Origin of the sequence: uncultured Microbacterium sp. (assembly GCF_947488465.1) — a bacterium.
Lineage (GTDB): Bacteria > Actinomycetota > Actinomycetes > Actinomycetales > Microbacteriaceae > Microbacterium.
Genome location: NZ_CANKZA010000001.1, coordinates 765,068 through 785,856, shown reverse-complemented (window position 1 = coordinate 785,856; position 20,789 = coordinate 765,068). Strand labels below are relative to the sequence as shown.

Sequence of the window (20,789 nt, the reverse complement as noted above, 5' to 3'; positions counted from 1 at the left end):
GATCTGTTCTCCTTGTTGGGTGTTCGGGTCTTCGCCCTCGCCGAGCTGCAATCTCGACGGGGGCATTCTTCATCCAGCACGATGCTGGGAAGTCTTCATCTGGGTTCCGACAGAGCGCGTGGCACAGTCTCGAGCCGTGGCCGGTCAGACTTGGCCGGATTGATCCGCACGACCGCGAGAGTCGCGCGCACGAGGTTCTTTCTGTCCTCAGCGGCCAGACCCTTCCAATGCGCCTCAAATGCTTCCTGAGCGCCGACGAAAGCACTTAGCCGGGACTGAAACTCTGCATCGGCGAGGGCGTCGGACAATACGCCTTCGATCGCGGCATCCACGCGTTCGAGCACGGCCCGCGCGGCGGCGACAAGTGGAGCGTGCCCGGAATCCGCGGCGAGAGAATCGATCCGCTCGCTCAGCGCGTCATGCTCGGCTTTTAGCCGGCGTGCTCTCGCGATGTCTTCGGCGCCTCCAAACTCGGCGTAGAGCGCTTTGGCGCGGTCCGCCTGCTGTGCAAGATCAGCACGCTGAGCCACAAGCGCTCTCCGCTCAGGTGTCGATCCCCCGGCAGGGGATCGCTGAGCGAGCGCCATGACAACTTCATGCGGAATCGCCGCCTCAGCGATCTCCGCCTTTATCCGAGCGTGTCCGGGCGGGGTCTTGGTGCCGGGAGTGCGTGCCGCTCGGGCGATCTCTCGGCACACATAGGCGGGGGAGTAGACGCCTTTGGACCAGGACGCGCCCACCACCATCGACTGACCACAACTGCATTCGGCGATACCAGAGAGGTAGCGATCAGCGCTCACGCGACCCTGCCGCTGCGGGCGCGACGTCGTGAGGATCGCGCGCGCAGTCTCCCAGGTGTCGATAGGCACCAGCGCGGTGATCTTCGATTCCGGTTGTCGTTCACCGTTCGCCACAAGGATGCCCGCGTTGCGCTCGCGCAGAAGCGTGTTTCGGACAGCGACCACAGACCATTTGCCACCGATCGCTACGGGTTCCCAGTGCCACGGGATCGTCTGGCCCCTGCTGATCGCGGCCTGTCGCAAAGCCTCCGCCTCTTCGGCCTTCTTGCCACCCATCACTCGCGTTGTCCGACTTCCCGCGTTGTTCCATGCGCGTGTGATCGCGTGGACCGTGGCGCCGTCGATGATCGAGTCGTATGCGGCGCGGATGATTGCCGCTTCGCTCTCGCGCGGCGTGATCCCATCCGGTTCAAAGCCAAACACCCGCGGCCTACCGAGCGGGTAGCCCTTCTTGATCTTCGCCGCATTGCCCTGCGCACGCCGTTCACTGGTCCGCTCAGCCTCGGCAGCATCCCACGCGGCCACCGTTCGCGCCGTCGCCCTCCCATCGGCAGTATTCAGGTCATAGCGGGGGCTCACGTTGTAGAAGAACTCGATACCCGTGCGGCGGGCAAGGTCGATCAGCGTTTCCCACTCGGCGGGACGTCGGGTGAGGCGCGACATCGAGTAGGCAACGACGGCTTGGAACTCGCCACGGTCGGCTGCAGCGAGCATCGCGTCGAACTGCGGGCGGACCTTTCGGGAATTAGACGACGCCGAAGAATCGTTATCCGTGTAGACAGCGACAACAGTGAGGCCGTTACGCTCAGCCACGCGGCGGGCGGTTGCTTCCTGGTTCGCAACACCGATCGCCTTACCTTCAGGGTCGGCGGAGATACGAGAGTAGATCGCACATGACTGGGACACGCGACAAAATTAGCATCGACGTGTGGAGTGATATTGCGTGCCCCTGGTGCTACATCGGGAAGCGCAACCTGGAGAACGGGCTCGCGGTCGTCGCCGACGACGCCGATGCTCCGCAGGTGGAGGTGACGTACCACTCGTATGAGCTCTCGCCGGATACCCCGGTCGACTTCGACGGCGATGAACTCGATTTCCTCGCCGGACACAAGGGCATGCCGCGTGAGCAGGTGCAGGAGATGCTGAACAACGTCACCGGTGTCGCTGCCGGGTCGGGCCTCGAGTACCGTTTCGACCTGCTCCAGCACACCAATACGGTCAAGGCGCACGAGCTGCTGCACTTCGCCAAGGCACAGGGCGCGCAGCACGCGATGGCCGAGCGCCTGATGGCCGCGTACTTCACCGAGGGTCGTCACGTCGGCCGCGTCGACGACCTCGTCGCGTTGGCCGCCGAGGCTGGTCTCGACGCGGATGCTGCGCGCGAGGCGCTCGAATCCGGTCGGCATCTCGCGGACGTCCGCGCAGATCAGGCGCAGGCGCAGTCCTACGGCATCCAGGGTGTGCCGTTCTTCGTGATCGACGGCAAGTACGGCGTCAGCGGAGCACAGCCCGCCGACGCCTTCGCCCAGATCACCCGGCAGGTGTGGTCGGAGCGCCAGCAAGCCTGATCAGGCGGGCAGGCTCGCTTCGATCGCCGCCACGACCTCGGGGGCGTCGGGCTTCGTCTGCGGGCGGAACCGGTGCACGTCACCGGACGGGGTGACGAGGAACTTCTCGAAGTTCCACATGATCGGGCCGCGGGCGCCCTCGGCGTTCTTGGCCTTCTTCAATGCCTTGTAGAGCGGCGCCGCACTCGACCCGTTGACGCGGACCTTGTCCATCACGGGGAAGCTCACGCCCCAGGTCATCGAGCAGTACTCGAGGATCTCCTCCATCGAGCCCGGTTCCTGTCCCATGAACTGGTTGCACGGAAATCCGACGACCTGCAGGCCTCGGTCGCCGTACGTGCGCTGCAGCTGCTCGAGCTGCTCGTACTGCGGTGCCAGGCCGCATTTCGAGGCGACATTGACCACCAGGATCGCCTTGTCGCCGAAGGCGCCGAGCGTCTGCTCGCTACCCTCCGCGGTCTGGAACGCGATGTCACGGATATCCACAGTCGGTGTCTCAGGCATGTTCTCCACGATATGCCCGCACCGGCGCGACGGGCCCGGTCTTCTCTGGGAGAATGGAGAGGATGTCCACCACTCTCGCTCCTGCACCGGCCGCTCCTTTGAGGATCGGTCCGATCACGCTCGACGCGCCCGTCGTGCTGGCACCCATGGCCGGCATCACGAACACCGCTTTCCGCCGGCTGTGTCGTGAGTACGGGGCGGGGCTCTACGTCAGCGAGATGATCACGACGCGCGCGCTCGTCGAGGGCAATGCCACGACACGCCGCCTCATCCGTCATCACGAGTCCGAGACGCCGCGCTCGATCCAGTTGTACGGGGTGGACCCTGCCACGACCGAGGCGGCGGTGCGCATTCTCGTCGAAGAGGACCACGCCGATCACATCGATCTGAACTTCGGCTGCCCGGTTCCGAAAGTGACCCGCAAAGGGGGCGGCGCTGCTCTTCCGTGGAAGCTCGGTCTGTTCCGCGAGATCGTCACGCGCGCTGCTCGCGCCGCCGAGCACATCCCCCTGACGGTCAAGATGCGCAAGGGCATCGACGCCGACCACCTCACGTATCTGGATGCCGGCCGCATCGCCGAAGATGCCGGCGTCGCCGCCGTGGCCCTCCACGCGCGAACGGCGGCCGAGTTCTACTCTGGGACGGCGGATTGGGAGGCGATCGCGACGCTCAAGCACGCGGTCACCGGCATCCCCGTGCTCGGCAACGGCGACATCTGGTCGGCCGCCGACGCGGAGCGCATGATGGCCGAGACCGGCTGCGACGGTGTCGTCGTCGGGCGCGGATGCCTCGGACGTCCGTGGCTGTTCGGCGATCTCGCGCGGGCCCTCGGGGGTCCGCAGGCCGCGCACGGTGCGCCGGTCGATGCGACCCTCGGGTTCGTCGCCCATGCGTTCCGTCGCCACGCCGAACTTCTCGTGGAGTTCTTCGAAGACGAAGGCCGCGGATGCCGTGACATCCGCAAGCACGTCGCCTGGTATTTCAAGGGCTATCCGGTCGGAGGGGAGACGCGGGCAGACCTTGCGACGGCATCCACTCTCGCTGAGATCGACGATCTGCTCGCGACGCTCGATCTCGACGCGCCCTACCCCGGCGCCGCTGCCGAAGGTCAGCGCGGACGTGCCGGCACGCCCAAGCGGCCGGCTCTCCCGGACCGCTGGCTGGAGTCGCGCGAGCTCAACGCCGCCGAGTCGTCCGCCATCGCCGACGCCGAACTGGATTCCAGTGGCGGCTGACGCGGGCGGCGTCGGGATCTCCGCGGGCCGGCCCTCCGGCTACGACGAGCGCGACGCCGCACGCTTCCATCCCGAACAGCACCGCTCGCGGCGTGACGGCTTCGCGCGGGACCGCGCGCGTGTGCTGCACTCGGCGGCATTGCGCCGACTGGCGGCGAAGACGCAGGTGCTGAGCCCCGCGAGTCCCGCCGACTTCGCCCGCAATCGCCTGACCCATTCGCTCGAGGTCGCCCAGGTCGGTCGTGAGCTCGCCATCGCGCTCGAACTCTCGCCCGACGTCGTCGACACCGCCTGCCTGAGCCACGACCTCGGGCACCCGCCGTTCGGTCACAACGGCGAGCGCGCGCTCAACGACTGGGCCGAAGACATCGGCGGTTTCGAGGGCAACGCACAGTCGCTTCGCATCCTCTCGCGCCTTGAGCCGAAGGTCATCGACAGCGAAGGTCGCAGCGTCGGGCTCAACCTCACCCGCGCGAGTCTCGACGCGACCTGCAAGTACCCGTGGACGGTAGAGCACGCGATTCCCGACCCGGGCGGGCGCCAGAAGTTCGGTGTATACCCGGAGGACGAGGCGGTGTTCCGCTGGATGCGCGAGGGCGCGCCGGGGCGCCTGCGCTGCATCGAAGCCGAGGTCATGGACCTCTCCGATGACATCGCCTACTCGGTGCACGATTTCGAGGACGCGATCCTCAACGGCTATCTCGATCCCCGCCGCCTGTCCGACGCGCGTGAACGCGAGGCCCTGCTCACCGCGATCCAGTCCTGGGTCGGCTACGGGTTCTCGCGCGACGACCTCGGCGATGCGCTCTATCGCCTGACCCGGTTGCCGGAGTGGATCACCGAGTTCGACGGATCGCGCGCGGCGGTGGCCCGTCTGAAGAACCTGACGAGCGACCTCATCGGACGCTTCGCGCGCGCCGCGACGACCGCCACGCGCGAGCACTACGCCACTCCGGTGCTCACCCGCTTCGGCGGCCGCATGATCATCCCGCGCGTCATCGAAGTGGAAATGGCGGTCCTCAAGGGCGTCATCGGGGCATTCGTCGTCTCGATCGATGGGCGCAAGGGCCTCTACAAGGAGCAGCGGCGGGTGCTCAAGCGCCTGGCGACAGCCCTGTGGGAACGGCCGGAAGAGCTCGACGGGTTGCACGCGGAGGACTTCGTTGCCGCTCCGACGGATTCTGCGCGCCGCCGCGTCGTCGTCGACCAGGTCGCCAGTCTCACCGACCGCTTTGCGATCGAGTGGCACGCGCGGCTCGTCGGCCCCGTCGACCTTCGTGAGCTCGGACTGTGGTCCTCGGATACGCGCGTCACGGCCTCCCACGCGTTCGCCCTTCCCGAGCCGATCGAAGGCTTGGGTCACGACATGGTCACCAGTGCGGGCGCGTCGCCCGCGGTCGAGGGACACTGATGGCCCGCATCCGCCAGGCCGACGTCGACGAGGTCAAGGCGCGCACGAACATCGCCGACATCGTGGGGGAGCGCGTCGCCCTGAAATCGGCGGGCGTCGGGTCGATGAAGGGCCTCTGCCCGTTCCACGATGAGCGCAGCCCCAGCTTCCATGTGCGCCCACAGGTCGGCTACTACCACTGCTTCGGATGCGGTGAATCCGGCGATGTGTACTCGTTCCTCCGGGCGATGGATCACGTCTCCTTCACCGAAGCGGTCGAGCGCCTCGCGGGGCGCATCGGATTCGCCCTGCATTACGAAGACGGGGGAGCAGCGCCGGAGACCAGTGGGCGGACGCGGCTCTACCAGGCCAACTCCGCCGCCGCGGAGTGGTTCCGGGGCCAATTGTCCTCACCGGAGGCCGATGCCGCGCGCCGCTTCCTCGGCGAGCGGGGTTTCGATGCGGGTGCGGCCGCGCATTTCGGTGTCGGTTACGCGCCGAAAGGCTGGAACGGCGTCCGCGACGCCATGAAGGCGCAGGGCTTCACCGATGAGGAACTGACAACAGCGGGGCTTCTGTCGCAGGGGCAGCGGGGGGTATACGACCGTTTCCGTGGCCGGCTCGTCTGGCCGATCCGTGACGTCACGGGTCAGACGATCGGATTCGGCGCACGCAAGCTCTACGACGACGACCAGGGCCCGAAATACCTCAACACCCCCGAGACGCCGATCTACAAGAAGGCGCAGGTGCTGTACGGCCTCGATCTCGCGAAGAAGGACATTTCGCGTTCGCACCGCGTCGTGGTCGTCGAGGGGTACACCGATGTGATGGCCTGCCACTTGGCCGGCATCACGACCGCGATCGCGAGCTGTGGGACGGCATTCGGCTCCGATCACATCACGGTGCTCCGCCGCGTCATGGGCGATGACACGGCGTCCGGTGAAGTGATCTTCACGTTCGACCCGGATGCCGCCGGCCAGAAGGCGGCGCTGCGCGCGTTCGGCGACGAGAAGCGATTCGCCGCACAGACCTACGTCGCCGTCGGCCCGGACGGCCTCGATCCCTGCGATCTGCGTCTGCACCGTGGCGATGCTGCGGTCCGGGCTATCATGGAGAACAAGGCGCCGATGTTCGAGTTCGTGATGGACCAGCGCCTCTCGGGGTACGACCTCGCCACGGTGGAAGGGCGGGTGGGAGCCCTGCGCGCCGCCGCCCCGATCGTCGCCGACATCCGCGATCCCGCACTGCGGCCCGGGTACACGCGGGTACTGGCCCGGAAGCTCGGCATGGACATCGGTGAAGTTCGTCCGGCCGTCGAACGCGCCACCCGCGCGGCGCGCGCGGCATCCGATGCGCCGGCCGACATGCCCGCCGCGGCACCCGGCGAGGAGACGCCTGCCCTCACGCGCGTCACGATCGCGTCGCTCCCGCGGACGGCGGATGTGGCACTCGAGCGCGACGCGCTCATGGGGGTGCTCCAGTACGGGCATCTGCTCGATGCAGCCGAGACGGATGCCGCTCTCGCCGTGCCCATGTCGCACCCGGCGCTGGATGCCGTCCGTCTCTCGATCGCCGCGCACCCCGATCGCACCCGCATCGGGTGGGCATCAACCGCCGTCGAGGCCACTCGCGAGCCGTTCCGATCGCTCGCCGTCGAGTTGTTGACGGCCGCTTTCCCCGCCCTGACCGAAGCTGAGGCGGAAGCCTCTGCGCGGTCGCTGTGCCTGCGACTGCGGGTGCGCGCCGTCGACCGCGAAAAGCTCGACCTCCTCGGCGCCATCCAGCGAGTACCGCCGGATTCGGAAGAGGGGCGCCGGGTGCGGGTCGCCCTGCGCGAGCTCGACCAGCGCCGCCGGAGCCTCAGCGAAGAGAAGTAGCGCGGGGGCAGCGAACCGGGCAGGATGAAGCCCATGCCTCGCCTCGACGATGATGCCCCCGCGATCCGTGCGACCGATCTGTCGCTCGCCCGCGGCGGGGTGCGCGTCGTCGACGGAGCAACGTTCACGCTCGAGCGTGGCGGGGCGCTGGCGCTCATGGGCCCGACCGGAGCCGGCAAGTCCAGCCTCGCCGCGATCCTCTCCGGCATCCGTCAAGACTCTCTCACCGTCGCCGGGGGAGACGCGACGGTCGAAGGGATCTCGGTGCGCCGTGGCGGGCGCAAACTCCGCGTGCGGGGGTACGTGACGGGTTATCTCGCCCAGGGTGCCGGATCGAACCTGCCCGCGCGGCTCACCGTCTCCGACGTCATCGGCGAACCCATCACCGCCCGTGACCGCCGGGTGAACTCCCGCGCCCTGGCGATCCGGGTCGCCGGGCTCCTCGACGAACTCGAACTCCCGCTCGGCGCGGCCGCGAAGTATCCGTACGAGCTCAGCTCCGGCATGCGGCAGCGTGTCGCGCTCGCTCGCGCGCTCGTCCTCCAGCCACGGGTGTTCGTCGGTGACGACCCGTACGCCAACCTCGACCTCGAAGTGCGCCGCGCCGCCCGTGACGCGCTGCTGCGCCGTCGCGACACCGACGGCATGGCCATTCTCCTCGTCACCAACGATCCCGACGCGGTGCGCGAACTCGATGCCGACGTCCTGGTCTTGCACGGCGGGCACACGGTCGGGTACGGGCACGGTGCGGATGAGCTTCTGTGGACGCCGGACGGCCGGGACCGCCTCGCGTCGTGACACGCGCGACGTGCGCCTCGCGTCGCGCGGACCTCTCGAGCTTTGCTAGGATGATCTGGTTGCCCGCTCGCGGGTGACTGATCCTCGGTAGCTCAATTGGCAGAGCAGCCGGCTGTTAACCGGCAGGTTCTTGGTTCGAGTCCAAGCCGGGGAGCGAAGGGCCCTGGACTCCACTCCGGGGCCCTTCTTCATTCCCCGGGGGAGTCCCTCACGCGTCGATGTCGTCGATGCCCGGGGTCCAGGCCTGGCCGGGCTTGCCCCAGCCGCGTTTGCGGGAGAGCTTCTGTACCGTCTTCCAGTCGCCGTCGTCGAGCCGGTCGATGTAGAGGACACCGTCGAGGTGATCGAACTCGTGCTGCATGATCCGCGCGCGCCAGCCGTCCACTTCGATCCGCACCGGCTGACCATCGAGGTCGGTTCCGGTGACCAGAACCTCGTCGGAGCGGCGGAGGGGGAACCGCTCTCCTGGGAAGGAGAGGCATCCTTCCGACTCCTCATCCGGGTCGGGGATGCCGGGTTCGAGCGGCCGCATCCACAATTCGGGATTCACGATCACGCCGCGCCACGGCTCGCCGTCGTCGTCCTGATAGGCGTAGGTGAAGATCCGCAGCGACACACCCACCTGGGGCGCGGCGAGGCCGACGCCGGGCGCGGCATCCATCGTGTCGAACATGTCGGCGACGAGCGTGCGGATCTCATCCGTGATCGCGTCGACGGGAGCAGCGGGGGAGTGCAGGGCGGGGTCGCCCATGATGCGAATCGGAAGAACAGCCACGTCCTGAGCCTACCGATCGCCTTCGGCGGTTAGTGTCGAGGCATGATGGATGCCTCGTCAATCGGAGACGTCACCGATCAGCTCGTCGGTGTCTTCGATGATCCCAAGATCCTCATCGGCATCCCCCTGGCGCTCCTCGGCGCTGTGTTCATGTCGTTCGGTGCGCAGTACCAGCACCGTGGGGTGCAGAAGGTCGAACGTCTCACGCAGATCAACGGCGGCAACGGGCTGACCGGTGCGCATCTCGTCAACCTCTTGCGACGCCCGTCCTGGGTTGCGGGAACCGTCATGTTGGGCCTCGCGATCGTCTGTCAGTTGGCCGCGCTGTCGTTCGCTCCGCTCATCCTCGTCCAGCCGCTGGGCGCGATTTCGCTCGTGATCACGACGCTCCTGAACGCCAGGATCAGCGGACACACGCCGACGAAGCGCTCGATCAGCGCGATCGCGTTGTGCGTGGGCGGCATCTTCCTGTTCGTGACGATCGCCGCCATCTACGCCACCGAGACACCCGTCAGCGACCGTCAGCTCGTCACGATCCTCGTGATCCTCGCGGTCGTCGTTATCGCACTGGGATCGTTGTGGTTCTGGATCCGTCGTCGCGCGAACGCGCTGTTCTACATCGTCGGCGCCGGCATCATCTACGGTTTCGTCGCAACGCTCGCGAAGGTCGTGATCAGTCGCATCCAGTCGGGCGACTTCGAGTGGTTGACCGTCGTCTGTGTCATCGCTCTCGTCACCGGCACGGCGGTCGGCGCCTACTTCGTCCAGACCGCGTACGCGTCCGGCCCGCCGGACCTCGTCATCGCGGGGCTCACCGTGGTCGATCCGATCGTGGCGATCATCATCGGTCTGACCGTGCTGCAGGAGGCGGCTCGCGCGCCGTGGGGCGCATTCGTCGGCTTCGGCGTCGCCGGGCTCCTCGCGGTCGTCGGTGTCTTCCAGCTCGCCCGGTACCATCCGCAGATCGTCAGCGACAGCCAGGAGATCCCGATTCAGCGCGGGAGCGACGGACAACCCAGCACGGGGTCGATCCGCATCACCGAAGCCGTGTCGAAGGTGTGGCCCGACCCGCCGACACGCGATCGGGACGAGCGCGGCCCCCGGTAGGCTCGTACGACAGGGGGCGGTGGCCAAGCTGGTCAAGGCAGCGGGCTCATAACCCGACGATCGTGGGTTCAAGTCCCACCCGCCCTACAACGCCCAAGAATGACACGGTTGTGATTCCGGGGCGCCGTCCGTCATAATGGGCCCATAACCGCATAGCACTCGCCGCACATCGGCATTCGCACCGTTCAGGTCGTAGGGGAAGACGTACCTGAAGAAACGGAGAAGCAGATGGCGACAGCATCCGCGCGTGGAGTGATCTACATTCACTCTGCGCCACGAGCGTTGTGCCCCCACCTCGAGTGGGCGGTGGGGCGCGCCCTCGGGCGTGCCGTGAATTTCGACTGGGCCGACCAGCCGGTGCTCGCCGGCAGTCGCCGCGCCGAATTCTATTGGGAGGGTCCCGCCGGCACCGGCGCAGCGCTCGCGACCGCGATCCGCGGGTGGGAGCACCTGCGGTTCGAAGTGAGCGAAGACCCCACCCCGCGCAGCGACGGGGGACGCTGGCTCCACACTCCGGGTCTCGGCATCCACTTCGCTCAAACCGACACCGCCGGAAACATCGTCATCGGTGAAGACCGCATCCGCTACGCCATGGAGATCGCGGCGGGCGACGCGTTCGAGTTGCAGCGTGAACTCGGCGTCGCGCTGGGGTCCGCGTGGGATGAGGAGCTCGAGAGCTTCCGTCACGCGAGCGATGACCAAGCCGTCGTCTGGCTGCACAAGGTCGGCTGAGACCCCACACCCGCCACACAGACCAGGCGGCGCAGGAGCGCCCGTACCGAGCCTCGGATGGCTTCCCGGGGATCGAGAGCACGTACCGGCCGCCTTACCCGAAAGAGAACCCCCTCCGCATGGCTTCGCGGAGGGGGTTCTTTCGGCCTGACGGTCAGACCGAGGCGAACGCGGCGACGGCGTTGTGCCCGCCGAACCCGAACGAATTGCTGATCGCGAGCTGATCGCCGGCGCCGAGCGGTGTCGGCTCGCCCGAAAGACGGAACGGCACGGCCGGGTCTTGCTCGGTGATGTTGATCGTCGGCGGGGCGACCCGCTCTTGGATCGCCAGGATGGTGAAGATCGCCTCCAGGGCACCGGTGCCGCCGAGCAGATGGCCGGTCGAGGCCTTCGTGGCGGAGACGGGGATCTCGTCGATCCGGTCGCCGAAGACGCTCTTCAGCGCAACGTACTCGTTCGGATCGCCGACCGGCGTGGAGGTCGCGTGCGCGTTGATGTAGGTGACCTCATCGACCGATCGGCCCGCGGCTTCGAGCGCCATGCGCACGGCACGGGCGGCGCCGGTGCCTTCGGGGTCGTTCGCGGTGATGTGGTACGAATCCGCCGTCACGCCACCGCCGACGACCTCAGCATAGATCCTCGCGCCGCGGGCCTTGGCGTGCTCTTCCGTCTCGAGGATCAGCACGGCTGCGCCTTCGCCCATGACGAACCCGTCGCGGTCGATACTGCCCGGGCGTGAGGCGGTCTCGGGCGAGTCGTTGCGCTTGGAGAGCGCCTGCATCGACGCAAAAGAAGCGATCGTCACCGGGTGGATGACCGATTCGGTGCCACCGGCGATCGCGACGTCCGCCAGGCCGTCGCGCAGATGCTCGACCGCGTTGACGATCGACTCGGTGCTCGACGCGCACGCGCTGGCGACCGTCCGCGCGTAGGCGCGGGCGCCGAAGTGCAGCGAGAGGTTGCCCGCGGCCGAATTCGGCATGAGCATGGGGACCGTCATCGGAAGGACGCGGCGGGGGCCCTTCTCACGGAGCGTGTCCCACGCATCCAACAGCGTCCAGAGGCCGCCGATACCCGTCGCGAAATCGACGCCCAGACGCTCGGGATCGACCTCGGGCTCGCCGGCATCCTTCCACGCCTCCAGAGCCGCCACGAGGGCGAACTGCGAGGAGGGGTCGAGGCGCTTGGCGATCGGACGCTCGAGCACCGTGTCGGGGCGTACCGCGGCCTGCGCGGCGAAGGTCACCGGCAGCTGGTACTGCTCGACCCAGTCGTACTCGAGGGTGCGGGTACCGGAGGCGCCGGACAACAGCGCTTGCCAGCTCTCCGGCGCGGTGCCGCCGATCGGGGACGACGCGCCGATGCCGGTCACGACGATGCGCGGTGTGCTCATGGTGTTCCTCTGGGGTCCTCAGCGTGCAAACGGGGCGCGCCGGTGGGGGAGCGAGCCCCCCACCGGATCGCTGATCACGCCTGGTGGGAGGTGATGAAGGTGACGGCGTCGCCGACGGTCTTGAGGTTCTTGACCTCTTCGTCGGGGATCGTGACGCCGAACTTCTCCTCGGCGTTGACGACGATCGTCATCATCGAAATCGAGTCGATGTCGAGGTCATCCGTGAAGGACTTCTCGAGGGCGACCTCGTCGGCCGAGATGCCGGTCTCGTCGGTGACCAGTTCGGCGAGTCCTGCGAGGACCTCGTCGTTGCTGAATGCCATGGGATTCTCCTTGTTTCTTCTTCGGTTCACCGGCCCGAGCGGGCCGAAATCAGTTTAGGTGTGAGGGTCGCCCGGTCAGGGGAGGACGACGACCTGCGCGCCGAACACGAGCCCCGCGCCGAACCCGATCTGCAGGGCGAGACCACCGCTGAGCTCGGGATGCTCTTTCAGCAGGCGGTGCGTCGCAAGCGGGATGGATGCCGCAGACGTGTTGCCGGTCGTCTCGATGTCCCGCCCGATCACGACGCTGTCGGGCAGCTTGAGCTGCTTGGCGAACTCGTCGATGATGCGCATGTTGGCCTGGTGCGGGACGAAGGCGGCGAGGTCGGATGCCTCGATACCGGCGGCCTCGAGAGCCTGACGCGCGACCTTGACCATCTCCCACACGGCCCAACGGAATACCGTCGGCCCTTCCTGGCGGAGGGTGGGCCACGGCGCGAGACCGTCACGGAACTCCACGAGCGTGTGGTTCATGCTGACGGCGTCGGCCTTCGAACCGTCCGAGCCCCAGATGGTCGGGCCGATGCCGGGATAGTCGCTCGGACCGATGACGACAGCGCCCGCGCCGTCGCCGAGGAGGAAGGAGATCGAACGGTCGGTCGGATCGACGACGTCACTGAGCTTCTCGGTGCCGATGACGAGGGCATAGTGCGCAGCGCCCGCACGGATGAGGGCATCGGCCTGCGCGACACCGTAGGCGAAGCCGGCGCAGGCGGCGTTCAGGTCATAGGCCGCGGCCGGGTTGGCCCCGACACGGTCGGCGACGATCGCCGAGACCGACGGCGTCTGTCGGGGGTTCGAAATCGTCGCGACGATGACGGCGTCAACGAGCGAGGGATCGATCCCGGCGGCGGCGATCGCCTCGGCGGCGGCATCGGTGGCCAGATCGATCGCGGTGGTCTCGGCGTTCGCGCGGGTGCGGGTGACGATGCCGGTGCGCTGGCGGATCCACTCGTCGCTCGAGTCGATCGGTCCGACCAGGTCGTCGTTCGGCACGGCGTTCTCGCCGCGCGCGGCACCGTACGACAGGATGCGGGTGTGCGCCGCGCCGGTGGGCTGAATGAGGGTGGGGGTCATGCGTCGGCTCCTGTCAGCAGGGCGGTGGCGGCCGCCAGATCATCCGGCGTCTTGACGGCGACCGTGGGCACACCGCGAAGCGCACGCTTGGCGAGACCGACGAGCGTTCCCGCGGGGGCGAGTTCGATGATGCCGGTAACGCCCTGGTCGGCGAACGAGGCCATGCAGAGGTCCCACCGCACGGGTGAGGCGACCTGGTCGACCACGAGGTTCAGAGCGGTCCGGCCGTCGGTGACCGCAGACCCGTCGTTATTGGTCCAGAGGGTGGCGCGGGGATCGGCGACCGTGACATCGGCCGCCGCGGCGCGCAGCGTCTCGACAGCGGGCGCCATGAAGCGCGTGTGGAACGCACCGGCCACCTGCAGCGGGATGACCCGAGTGGCCTTCGGAGCATCGGCGCCGAGCTCTGCGAGAGCCGGCAGTGCGCCGGCCGCGACGATCTGGCCGCCGCCGTTGAAGTTGGCCGGTGTCAGGTCGAGTTCCGCGAGGCGGGCGAGGACAGCATCCTGGTCGCCGCCGAGGATGGCGCTCATTCCGGTCGTTTCGATCGCGGCAGCTTCGGACATGGCCCGGCCGCGGATGCCCACGAGGGACATGCCGTCGGTGTCCGAGAGCACGCCCGCCGCGACGAGCGCGGCGATCTCACCGACGGAGTGGCCGGCGACGCCAGCCGGGTCGGTGCCGGCCTCGGTCAGCGCGGCGAAGGAAACGAGCGAGGCGGCCACGATGAGCGGCTGCGCGATGCGGGTGTCGCGAATGCGATCGGCATCCCATTCGGTACCGGCGGCGATGAGGTCGACCTGCGCGTCATCCGAATATCGCTCGAGTGCGGAGCGGACGCCCGGGACGTCGAGCCACGGCAACAGGAACCCGGGGGTCTGAGAGCCCTGCCCGGGGAAGACAGTGATGATCACGTCCCTATCCTCCCAACATCGCCGCGGCGCCCGCTGGCGATCGTGGCACAAGAAAGTAGCGATGCCTTGTGTGTGTCATACAGCACGAATGAACCGTCACGCGCGGCGTGCGATCGGCGAGCGACGCCGCGTGACGTCCGTTCCGATCGAACCGATGATGAGCGCGGTCTGCAGGATCAACGCTTCGCGGGGGCCGGTGGCATCCCAGCCGATCACGTCCGACACGCGCTTGAGGCGGTAGCGGACGGTGTTCGGATGCACGAACAACTCCCGCGCGGTCGCTTCCAGCGACCGGCCGTTGTCGAGGTAGCTCCAGAGCGTCGTGACGAGATCGGAGGAATGAGCCTGCAACGGACGGTAAATGCGCTCGACCAGCGTCGCCTTCGCCATCGCATCGCCTGCCAGCGCGCGCTCCGGGAGGAGCTCGTCGGCCTCCACAGGCCGCGGGGCGTTTCGCCAGGCCTTTGCCACGGCGAAGCCGGCCAGCGCCGCGCGGGCGCTCTGACCGGCATCCACGAGCGCGGGCACGGTGGGTCCGAGCACCAGGTGCCCCACACCGAAGCCGGGCTCGAGTCTTCGGGCGATCTCCCGGAACGGAAGCTCCGTCTCGGTCTCCTCGCGCGCGGGCAACTCGGCGCGCCCGATGACGAGGACCAGGCGCGACCCCTGCACGCCGATGAGGACGTCGACCCCGAGTTTGCGCGCCATCCGCCGGAGCTGGTCGACATCGAACTGCGGCGGGGTCGTGCCCACGAGCACCGCGACCTCGCCGTGTCCATGCCAGCCGAGCGCCGCGATGCGGCTGGGAAGTTCTTCGTCGGCTTCCCCCGTGAGGATCGAGTCGACAACGAGCGCTTCCAGCCGGGCATCCCAGAGGCCCCGGGCCTCCGCGGCGCGCGCGTAGACATCGGCCGAGGCGAAGGCCACTTCACGCGAGAACAGCAGGATGCTTTCGCGCAGATCTTCGGCGCGTCCCGCCACACGCTCCTCGGTGACGGCCACCGTCACACGGATGAGCTGCAACGTCTGGGTCAGACTGACGCTGCGCAGAAGCTCTCGAGGGGCGGCGGCGAAGATGTCGGCGGCGATCCAGGGGGTCGAGCCGGGGTCTTCGTACCACTGGATGAACGACGCGATGCCCGCCTGCGCCACGAGACCGACCGCCGATCGTCGCGCCGGCGGCATCTCCGCATACCAGGGCAGAGAGTCGTCGAGGCGTTTGATCGTTGCGGTGGCCAGATCACCGGAGATCCGGCGGAGCCACGCGAGTGTCTCCGCCTTCTCCTGTGCGGTGGGGCGGGCGGGCATGTGCCGCGTCAGCTCTCGCCGCCGGCGTTTCCGGTCGTTCCGGCCGTCACGTCGTACAGGCGGTACTTCTCGATCGCCTGGGCCGAGAGAGAACGGTCTACGAGACCGTCGTCCGCGAGCGCCTGGAGCGTGCGAACGACGATCGACGGGCCGTCGATCTTGAAGAACCGGCGAGCGGCGGCACGCGTGTCGGAGAATCCGAACCCATCTGCGCCGAGGGTCGCGAAGCGACGCGGCACCCAGGGGCGAATCTGGTCCTGGACCGCCTGCATCGAGTCGCTGACGGCGATCACGGGTCCCTCGGTGCCCTGGAGCTTCTCGGTGACGTAGGCGGTGTGCGCGTCTTCGAGCGGGTAGAGGAAGTTGTGCTCGTCGGCGCGGAGTCCGTCGCGGCGCAGCTCCGTCCAGCTCGTGACCGACCACACGTCGGACACGATGCCCCAGTCGTCCTTCAGCAGCTGCTGAGCTTCGAGGGCCCACGGCACACCGACTCCGGACGCGAGCAGCTGGGCACGGTGGCCGTCACCCTCGCCCACAGCGACGCGGTGGAGACCGCGCACGATGCCCTCGGCATCCACGTTCTCCGGCTCGGCGGGCTGCACGATCGGCTCGTTGTACAACGTGATGTAGTACATGACGTTCGGGTCGGGGTGGTTGCCGCCGTACATGCGCTCGATGCCCGCACGGACGATGTGGGCGATCTCGTAGCCGTAGGCCGGGTCGTACGAGACGGTCGCGGGGTTGGTCGAGGCCAGCAGGTGCGAGTGTCCGTCGGCGTGCTGGAGTCCCTCACCGGTCAGCGTCGTGCGACCGGCCGTGGCGCCCATGATGAAGCCGCGGGCCATCTGGTCGCCGGCTGCCCACTGGGCGTCACCCGTGCGTTGGAAGCCGAACATCGAGTAGAAGATGTACACCGGGATCAGCGGCTCGCCGTGCGTCGAGTACGACGTGCCGACGTTCGTGAACGCCGCGACGGCGCCTGCCTCGTTGATGCCGACGTGGAGGATCTGGCCCTGCGGACTCTCCTTGTAGGCCAGGAGCAGTTCCCGGTCGACGGAGGTGTAGTTCTGCCCGTTCGGGTTGTAGATCTTCGCGGTCGGGAAGAACGCATCCAGACCGAACGTGCGCGCCTCGTCCGGAATGATCGGCACGATCCGGTGGCCGAAGTCCTTGGACCGAAGGAGATCCTTCAGAAGACGCACGAACGCCATCGTCGTGGCGATCTCCTGTGTGCCCGAACCCTTCTTCGGGAGCGCATACGCGCTGTCGTCGGGCAGCGTGATCGGCACGTGGTGCGTGCGGCGCTCGGGCAGGAATCCGCCCAGCGACCGACGCTTCTCGACCATGTACTGGATCGTCTCGTCTTCCATACCCGGGTGGTAGTACGGCGGCGCGTAGGGGTTCTCTTCGAGCTGCGCGTCGGTGATCGGGATGCGCATGGAGTCGCGGAAGTGCTTGAGGTCTTCCAGCGTCATCTTCTTCATCTGGTGCGTCGCGTTGCGACCCTCGAAGTGGTGACCCAGGCCGTAGCCCTTGATCGTCTTGGCGAGGATGACGGTCGGCTGACCCTTGTGCTCGGCGGCGGCCTTGTAGGCGGCGTAGAGCTTCTGGTAGTCGAGGCCGCCGCGGCGGAGCTTGCCCCAGATGTCCTCATCGGACCAGTCCGACACCATGGATGCGGTGCGCTCATCGCGGCCGAAGAAGTGGTCGCGGATGAACTTGCCGTCCTCGGCACGGTAGGTCTGGAAGTCGCCGTCCGGCGTCGTATTCATGAGCTTGACGAGCGCGCCGTCGGGGTCGGCCTGGAGCAGCTCGTCCCAGCCACGACCCCAGACGACCTTGATGACGTTCCATCCGGCGCCACGGAAGTAGCTCTCGAGCTCCTGGATGATCTTGCCGTTGCCGCGCACCGGACCGTCGAGGCGCTGGAGGTTGCAGTTGACGACGAAGGTCAGGTTGTCGAGTCCTTCGTTGGCCGCGACCTGCAGCTGTCCGCGGCTTTCGACCTCGTCCATTTCGCCGTCGCCGAGGAACGCCCACACGTGCGAGTCCGAGGCATCCTTGATGCCGCGGTTCGTGAGGTACTTGTTCGTCATCGCCTGGTAGATGGCGTTGATCGGGCCGAGTCCCATCGACACCGTCGGGAACTGCCAATACTCCGGCATGAGCCGCGGGTGCGGGTAGGACGGGATGCCGAGCTCACCCTTGGACTTCTCCTGACGGAATCCGTCGAGCTGGTCCGCCGAGAGCCGGCCTTCCAGGAACGATCGGGCGTAGATGCCGGGGGAGGCGTGACCCTGGATGAAGATCTGGTCTCCGCCGCCGGGTGCGTCCAGGCCCCGGAAGAAGTGGTTGAACCCGACTTCATACAGGGACGCCGACGACGCGTAGGTCGAGATGTGTCCACCGACACCGATACCGGGCCGCTGCGCACGGTGCACGGTCAGGGCCGCATTCCACCGGATCCACCGGCGGTAGCGGCGCTCGAGCTCTTCGTCGCCGGGGAACTCAGGCTCATTCTCGGGCGCGATCGTGTTGATGTAGTCGGTCGTGGGGACCTGGGGCACGTTCAGCTGAAGCTCGCGCGAGGTCTGCAGGAGGCTGAGCATGATCTCGCGTCCGCGGCCGGCGCCCTTGTTGTCGACCAGCTGATGCAGGGATTCCTGCCACTCGGAGGTCTCATCGGGATCGCTGTCCTGCGGGCCCTGCGAGTACGGATCCTGATCGTTGACAGTCACGGGAGACCTTTCGTCGTCTGGCAGATCGTGCCAGGAATGGGCTTCGGATGCGTGCGCGCTTTGTTCAGCGGACACAACACATCCTGGATCAGCCTAGTCATATCCGGTTGTCGCCAGGCGACTCCTCCGGCTCTCGTAGAATGATCGTGTCGGGCCTATAGCTCAGTTGGTTAGAGCACCTCGTTTACACCGAGGGGGTCGGGAGTTCGAGTCTCTCTGGGCCCACCACGTCAGATTCAGAACGTGCGCGCGGTGAACGACAGTCGCGCGGCGAGTGCCGTGATCTCCTCCACGTCGCCGCTGGCGACCACGACGAGCGGACACGCATCCGACCCCTCGTCCAGATAGACGGTACGCAGGTCGTGCGCCGACAGGATGCCGTCGGCTCGTGCGATCGCCTCGGTGAGCCCTCCGGCGACGTCTCCCACCTCGTCGAGGTCAGCACCGGTCTGGAAGACCCGCGGGACTTGCGCCAGGGCGTCGGCCAGTTCGACGCCCGAGTCGGACCACTCCATGTAGGCGAGCGCGCCGGCATCGTCCAGCGCGTCGAAGAGCGCGGCGCGCACATCGCCGCCGTCGCGTCCGGCGTGCCGGATCGCCTTGCCGACCTCCGGATCGTCCTCGAGCAGTGCGCCGAGACGCACCCAGTCTTCGATCACGTCACTCCTCTCGACCGACGACGCGCGGTGCGGCGGGATTCAGGGAGAGCCCGGCATCCTTCCCCAGCCGCGAACTGCGGTGCGAATAGGCGAAGTAGATCGCGAAGCCGATCGCGAGCCAGATGAGGAAGCGCAGCCAGGTCTCCACCGTCAGGTTGAGCATCAGGTACACGCAGATGAGCGCCGAGATCCCGGGCAGCCAGGGATTCAGCGGCACCCGGAACCCGCGCTTCAGATCAGGCCGCGTGCGGCGCAGCACGATGACGCCGACCGAGACCAGCACGAACGCGGACAGTGTGCCGATGTTGACCATCTCCTCCAGAACGCCGATCGGGGTGAAGCCCGCGACGACGGCCACGATGAGTGTGACGATGATCGAGATGACCCACGGCGTGCGCCAGGTGGGGTGCACCTTCGCCAGCCGCTGCGGGAGCAGGCCATCGCGCGACATCGCGAAGATGATGCGCGTGGCGCCGATGAGGAGCGTGAGCACGACAGTCGTGAGCCCCGCGACGGCGCCCGCCGCGATGACCGTGGCCATCCAGGTCTGCCCGTGATACGCGAACGCGTTGGCCAGTGCGGCGGCCGGATCCAGATCGGCGTACGACACCATCCCGGTCACCACGAGTGCGACCGCGCAGTACAGGATCGTGCAGATCACGAGCGATGCGATGATCCCGATCGGAAGATCACGCTGGGGGTTCTTGGTCTCTTCCGCCGTCGTCGCGACAACGTCGAACCCGATGTAGGCGAAGAAGACGAGCGCCGCACCGGCGAAGATTCCGCCGAACCCGAAGGCCATCGGCTCCGCGCCGGAGAGGAACTGCAGGAGAGGCTGCGTGAGACCGGTCGCGGATTCGCGCGGTGCGGTGTCCGGAACGAACGGCACGTAGTTGGCCGGGTTGATGAACTGGATGCCGGCCACGATGACGAACAGCACGATGAAGAGCTTGACGGCCACCAGCACGAGGTTCACCCGCATCGACTCGCGGATGCCGAAGGTCATGAGGCCACCCAGCAGCAGCACCAGCAGCACGGCCGGGAGGTCCACGACACCGCCGTAGCTGATCTCGGGGGGAAGCTCGACTCCGAGCTGCCCGAGGAAGACCCCGAGATAGGCGCTCCAGCCCTGCGCCACGACACTCGCACCCAGGAACATTTCCAGGATGAGGTCCCATCCGATGATCCAGGCGAAGAGTTCGCCGAGCGATGCGTACGAGAACGTGTAGGCCGAGCCGGAGACGGGTACGGTCGAGGCGAACTCGGCGTAGCACATCGCGGCGAGGGCACACGCGATCGCCGCGACGATGAAGCTGATGACGATCGCGGGCCCCGCGACTTCGTGCGCCGCGCGGCCGGTGAGGGTGAAGATACCCGCGCCGATCACGACGCCCACGCCGAAGATCGTGAGATCGAGCGCGGAGAGCGACTTCTTCAGCCGGAACTCCGGCTCCTCGGTGTCGGCGATCGACCGTTCCACGGATTTCGTGCGCATGACGCTCATGAAAGACCTCTTTCGGGCACAGGGACGATGGCGCGACAGATGCCACATGGTAGCGGCATGGGTGCGCCCGGGGGAGAGGGGCCCGTC

18 protein-coding genes and 3 tRNA genes are annotated in these 20,789 nt (G+C 67.5%); 10 read left to right on the top strand and 11 right to left on the bottom strand.

The genetic code is table 11. The features are described from left to right. Positions 1–95: 95 nt before the first annotated feature. Positions 96–1,706 carry a recombinase family protein gene (locus Q0653_RS03775; RefSeq protein WP_298942680.1) on the bottom strand — a complete coding sequence of 537 codons (1,611 nt, stop codon included), beginning with the start codon at positions 1,704–1,706 and terminating at the stop codon, positions 96–98. On the opposite strand from Q0653_RS03775, the gene Q0653_RS03770 reads away from it, so the two are divergent. Beyond that, positions 1,694–2,368, top strand: coding sequence for a DsbA family oxidoreductase (locus Q0653_RS03770; protein ID WP_298942678.1), 675 nt, complete (start codon positions 1,694–1,696; stop codon positions 2,366–2,368). The genes Q0653_RS03775 and Q0653_RS03770 overlap by 13 nt on opposite strands. Here the strand turns inward: Q0653_RS03770 and Q0653_RS03765 are convergent, their stop codons facing one another. Beyond that, a complete protein-coding gene (locus tag Q0653_RS03765) occupies positions 2,369–2,872 on the bottom strand; it encodes a glutathione peroxidase (RefSeq protein ID WP_298742615.1) in 504 nt (167 codons plus the stop codon). A 62-nt stretch (positions 2,873–2,934) separates the two neighbouring features. Here Q0653_RS03765 and dusB point away from each other — a divergent pair, with 62 nt between their 5' ends. The 5 genes from dusB (at position 2,935) to Q0653_RS03740 (ending at position 8,326) form a co-directional block, all read left to right on the top strand. Continuing rightward, entirely contained in the window at positions 2,935–4,107 is a 1,173-nt protein-coding gene (gene dusB / locus Q0653_RS03760) for a tRNA dihydrouridine synthase DusB (protein ID WP_298942675.1), read from the top strand. Beyond that, positions 4,097–5,518 (top strand): deoxyguanosinetriphosphate triphosphohydrolase, encoded by a 1,422-nt coding sequence (locus Q0653_RS03755; protein ID WP_298942672.1) that lies wholly within the window; start codon positions 4,097–4,099, stop codon positions 5,516–5,518. Before dusB ends, Q0653_RS03755 begins: the two co-directional genes overlap by 11 nt. Continuing rightward, a complete protein-coding gene (gene dnaG, locus Q0653_RS03750; RefSeq protein ID WP_298942670.1) occupies positions 5,518–7,374 on the top strand; it encodes a DNA primase in 1,857 nt (618 codons plus the stop codon). The genes Q0653_RS03755 and dnaG overlap by 1 nt, the downstream gene beginning before the upstream one ends. Before the next feature lie 33 nt (positions 7,375–7,407). Further along, entirely contained in the window at positions 7,408–8,172 is a 765-nt protein-coding gene (locus Q0653_RS03745) for an ATP-binding cassette domain-containing protein (protein ID WP_298742619.1), read from the top strand. Positions 8,173–8,253: 81 nt separating this feature from the next. Continuing rightward, positions 8,254–8,326 (top strand) — tRNA-Asn (locus Q0653_RS03740). Between the two features lie 54 nt (positions 8,327–8,380). Here Q0653_RS03740 and def read toward each other — a convergent pair. Further along, positions 8,381–8,947, bottom strand: coding sequence for a peptide deformylase (gene def, locus Q0653_RS03735; RefSeq protein WP_298942668.1), 567 nt, complete (start codon positions 8,945–8,947; stop codon positions 8,381–8,383). Between the two features lie 42 nt (positions 8,948–8,989). On the opposite strand from def, the gene Q0653_RS03730 reads away from it, so the two are divergent. The 3 genes from Q0653_RS03730 (at position 8,990) to Q0653_RS03720 (ending at position 10,786) form a co-directional block, all read left to right on the top strand. Then, a complete protein-coding gene (locus Q0653_RS03730; protein ID WP_298942666.1) occupies positions 8,990–10,054 on the top strand; it encodes a DMT family transporter in 1,065 nt (354 codons plus the stop codon). Positions 10,055–10,067: 13 nt separating this feature from the next. Beyond that, positions 10,068–10,141 (top strand) — tRNA-Ile (locus tag Q0653_RS03725). A 141-nt stretch (positions 10,142–10,282) separates the two neighbouring features. Next, on the top strand, positions 10,283–10,786 hold the full coding sequence (locus Q0653_RS03720) for a DUF3145 domain-containing protein (RefSeq protein ID WP_298942664.1): 504 nt from the start codon (positions 10,283–10,285) through the stop codon (positions 10,784–10,786). Positions 10,787–10,940: 154 nt separating this feature from the next. Here Q0653_RS03720 and Q0653_RS03715 read toward each other — a convergent pair whose 3' ends face one another. The 6 genes from Q0653_RS03715 to aceE all read right to left on the bottom strand — a co-directional run bounded on the left by Q0653_RS03715 (position 10,941) and on the right by aceE (position 18,539). After that, entirely contained in the window at positions 10,941–12,179 is a 1,239-nt protein-coding gene (locus Q0653_RS03715) for a beta-ketoacyl-[acyl-carrier-protein] synthase family protein (RefSeq protein WP_298942662.1), read from the bottom strand. A gap of 74 nt (positions 12,180–12,253) precedes the next feature. Further along, positions 12,254–12,502: an acyl carrier protein gene (locus tag Q0653_RS03710; RefSeq protein ID WP_203188147.1), complete on the bottom strand. Its 249-nt coding sequence runs from the start codon at positions 12,500–12,502 to the stop codon at positions 12,254–12,256. A 75-nt stretch (positions 12,503–12,577) separates the two neighbouring features. Beyond that, positions 12,578–13,579, bottom strand: coding sequence for a beta-ketoacyl-ACP synthase III (locus tag Q0653_RS03705; RefSeq protein ID WP_298942660.1), 1,002 nt, complete (start codon positions 13,577–13,579; stop codon positions 12,578–12,580). After that, positions 13,576–14,493 (bottom strand): ACP S-malonyltransferase, encoded by a 918-nt coding sequence (locus Q0653_RS03700; protein ID WP_298942658.1) that lies wholly within the window; start codon positions 14,491–14,493, stop codon positions 13,576–13,578. The genes Q0653_RS03705 and Q0653_RS03700 overlap by 4 nt, the downstream gene beginning before the upstream one ends. A gap of 96 nt (positions 14,494–14,589) precedes the next feature. After that, positions 14,590–15,801, bottom strand: coding sequence for a PucR family transcriptional regulator (locus Q0653_RS03695; protein ID WP_298942656.1), 1,212 nt, complete (start codon positions 15,799–15,801; stop codon positions 14,590–14,592). Positions 15,802–15,809: 8 nt separating this feature from the next. After that, positions 15,810–18,539: a pyruvate dehydrogenase (acetyl-transferring), homodimeric type gene (gene aceE / locus Q0653_RS03690; protein WP_298942654.1), complete on the bottom strand. Its 2,730-nt coding sequence runs from the start codon at positions 18,537–18,539 to the stop codon at positions 15,810–15,812. A gap of 151 nt (positions 18,540–18,690) precedes the next feature. Here aceE and Q0653_RS03685 point away from each other — a divergent pair. Next, positions 18,691–18,767, top strand: a tRNA-Val gene (locus tag Q0653_RS03685). Positions 18,768–18,775: 8 nt separating this feature from the next. Here Q0653_RS03685 and Q0653_RS03680 read toward each other — a convergent pair. Both Q0653_RS03680 and Q0653_RS03675 read right to left on the bottom strand, forming a co-directional pair. After that, entirely contained in the window at positions 18,776–19,198 is a 423-nt protein-coding gene (locus tag Q0653_RS03680; RefSeq protein WP_298942651.1) for a hypothetical protein, read from the bottom strand. Position 19,199: 1 nt separating this feature from the next. Next, the gene (locus Q0653_RS03675; RefSeq protein WP_298942649.1) at positions 19,200–20,702 is read right to left on the bottom strand and encodes an amino acid permease; all 1,503 of its coding nucleotides are present in this window, start codon (positions 20,700–20,702) and stop codon (positions 19,200–19,202) included. Positions 20,703–20,789 lie beyond the last annotated feature (87 nt).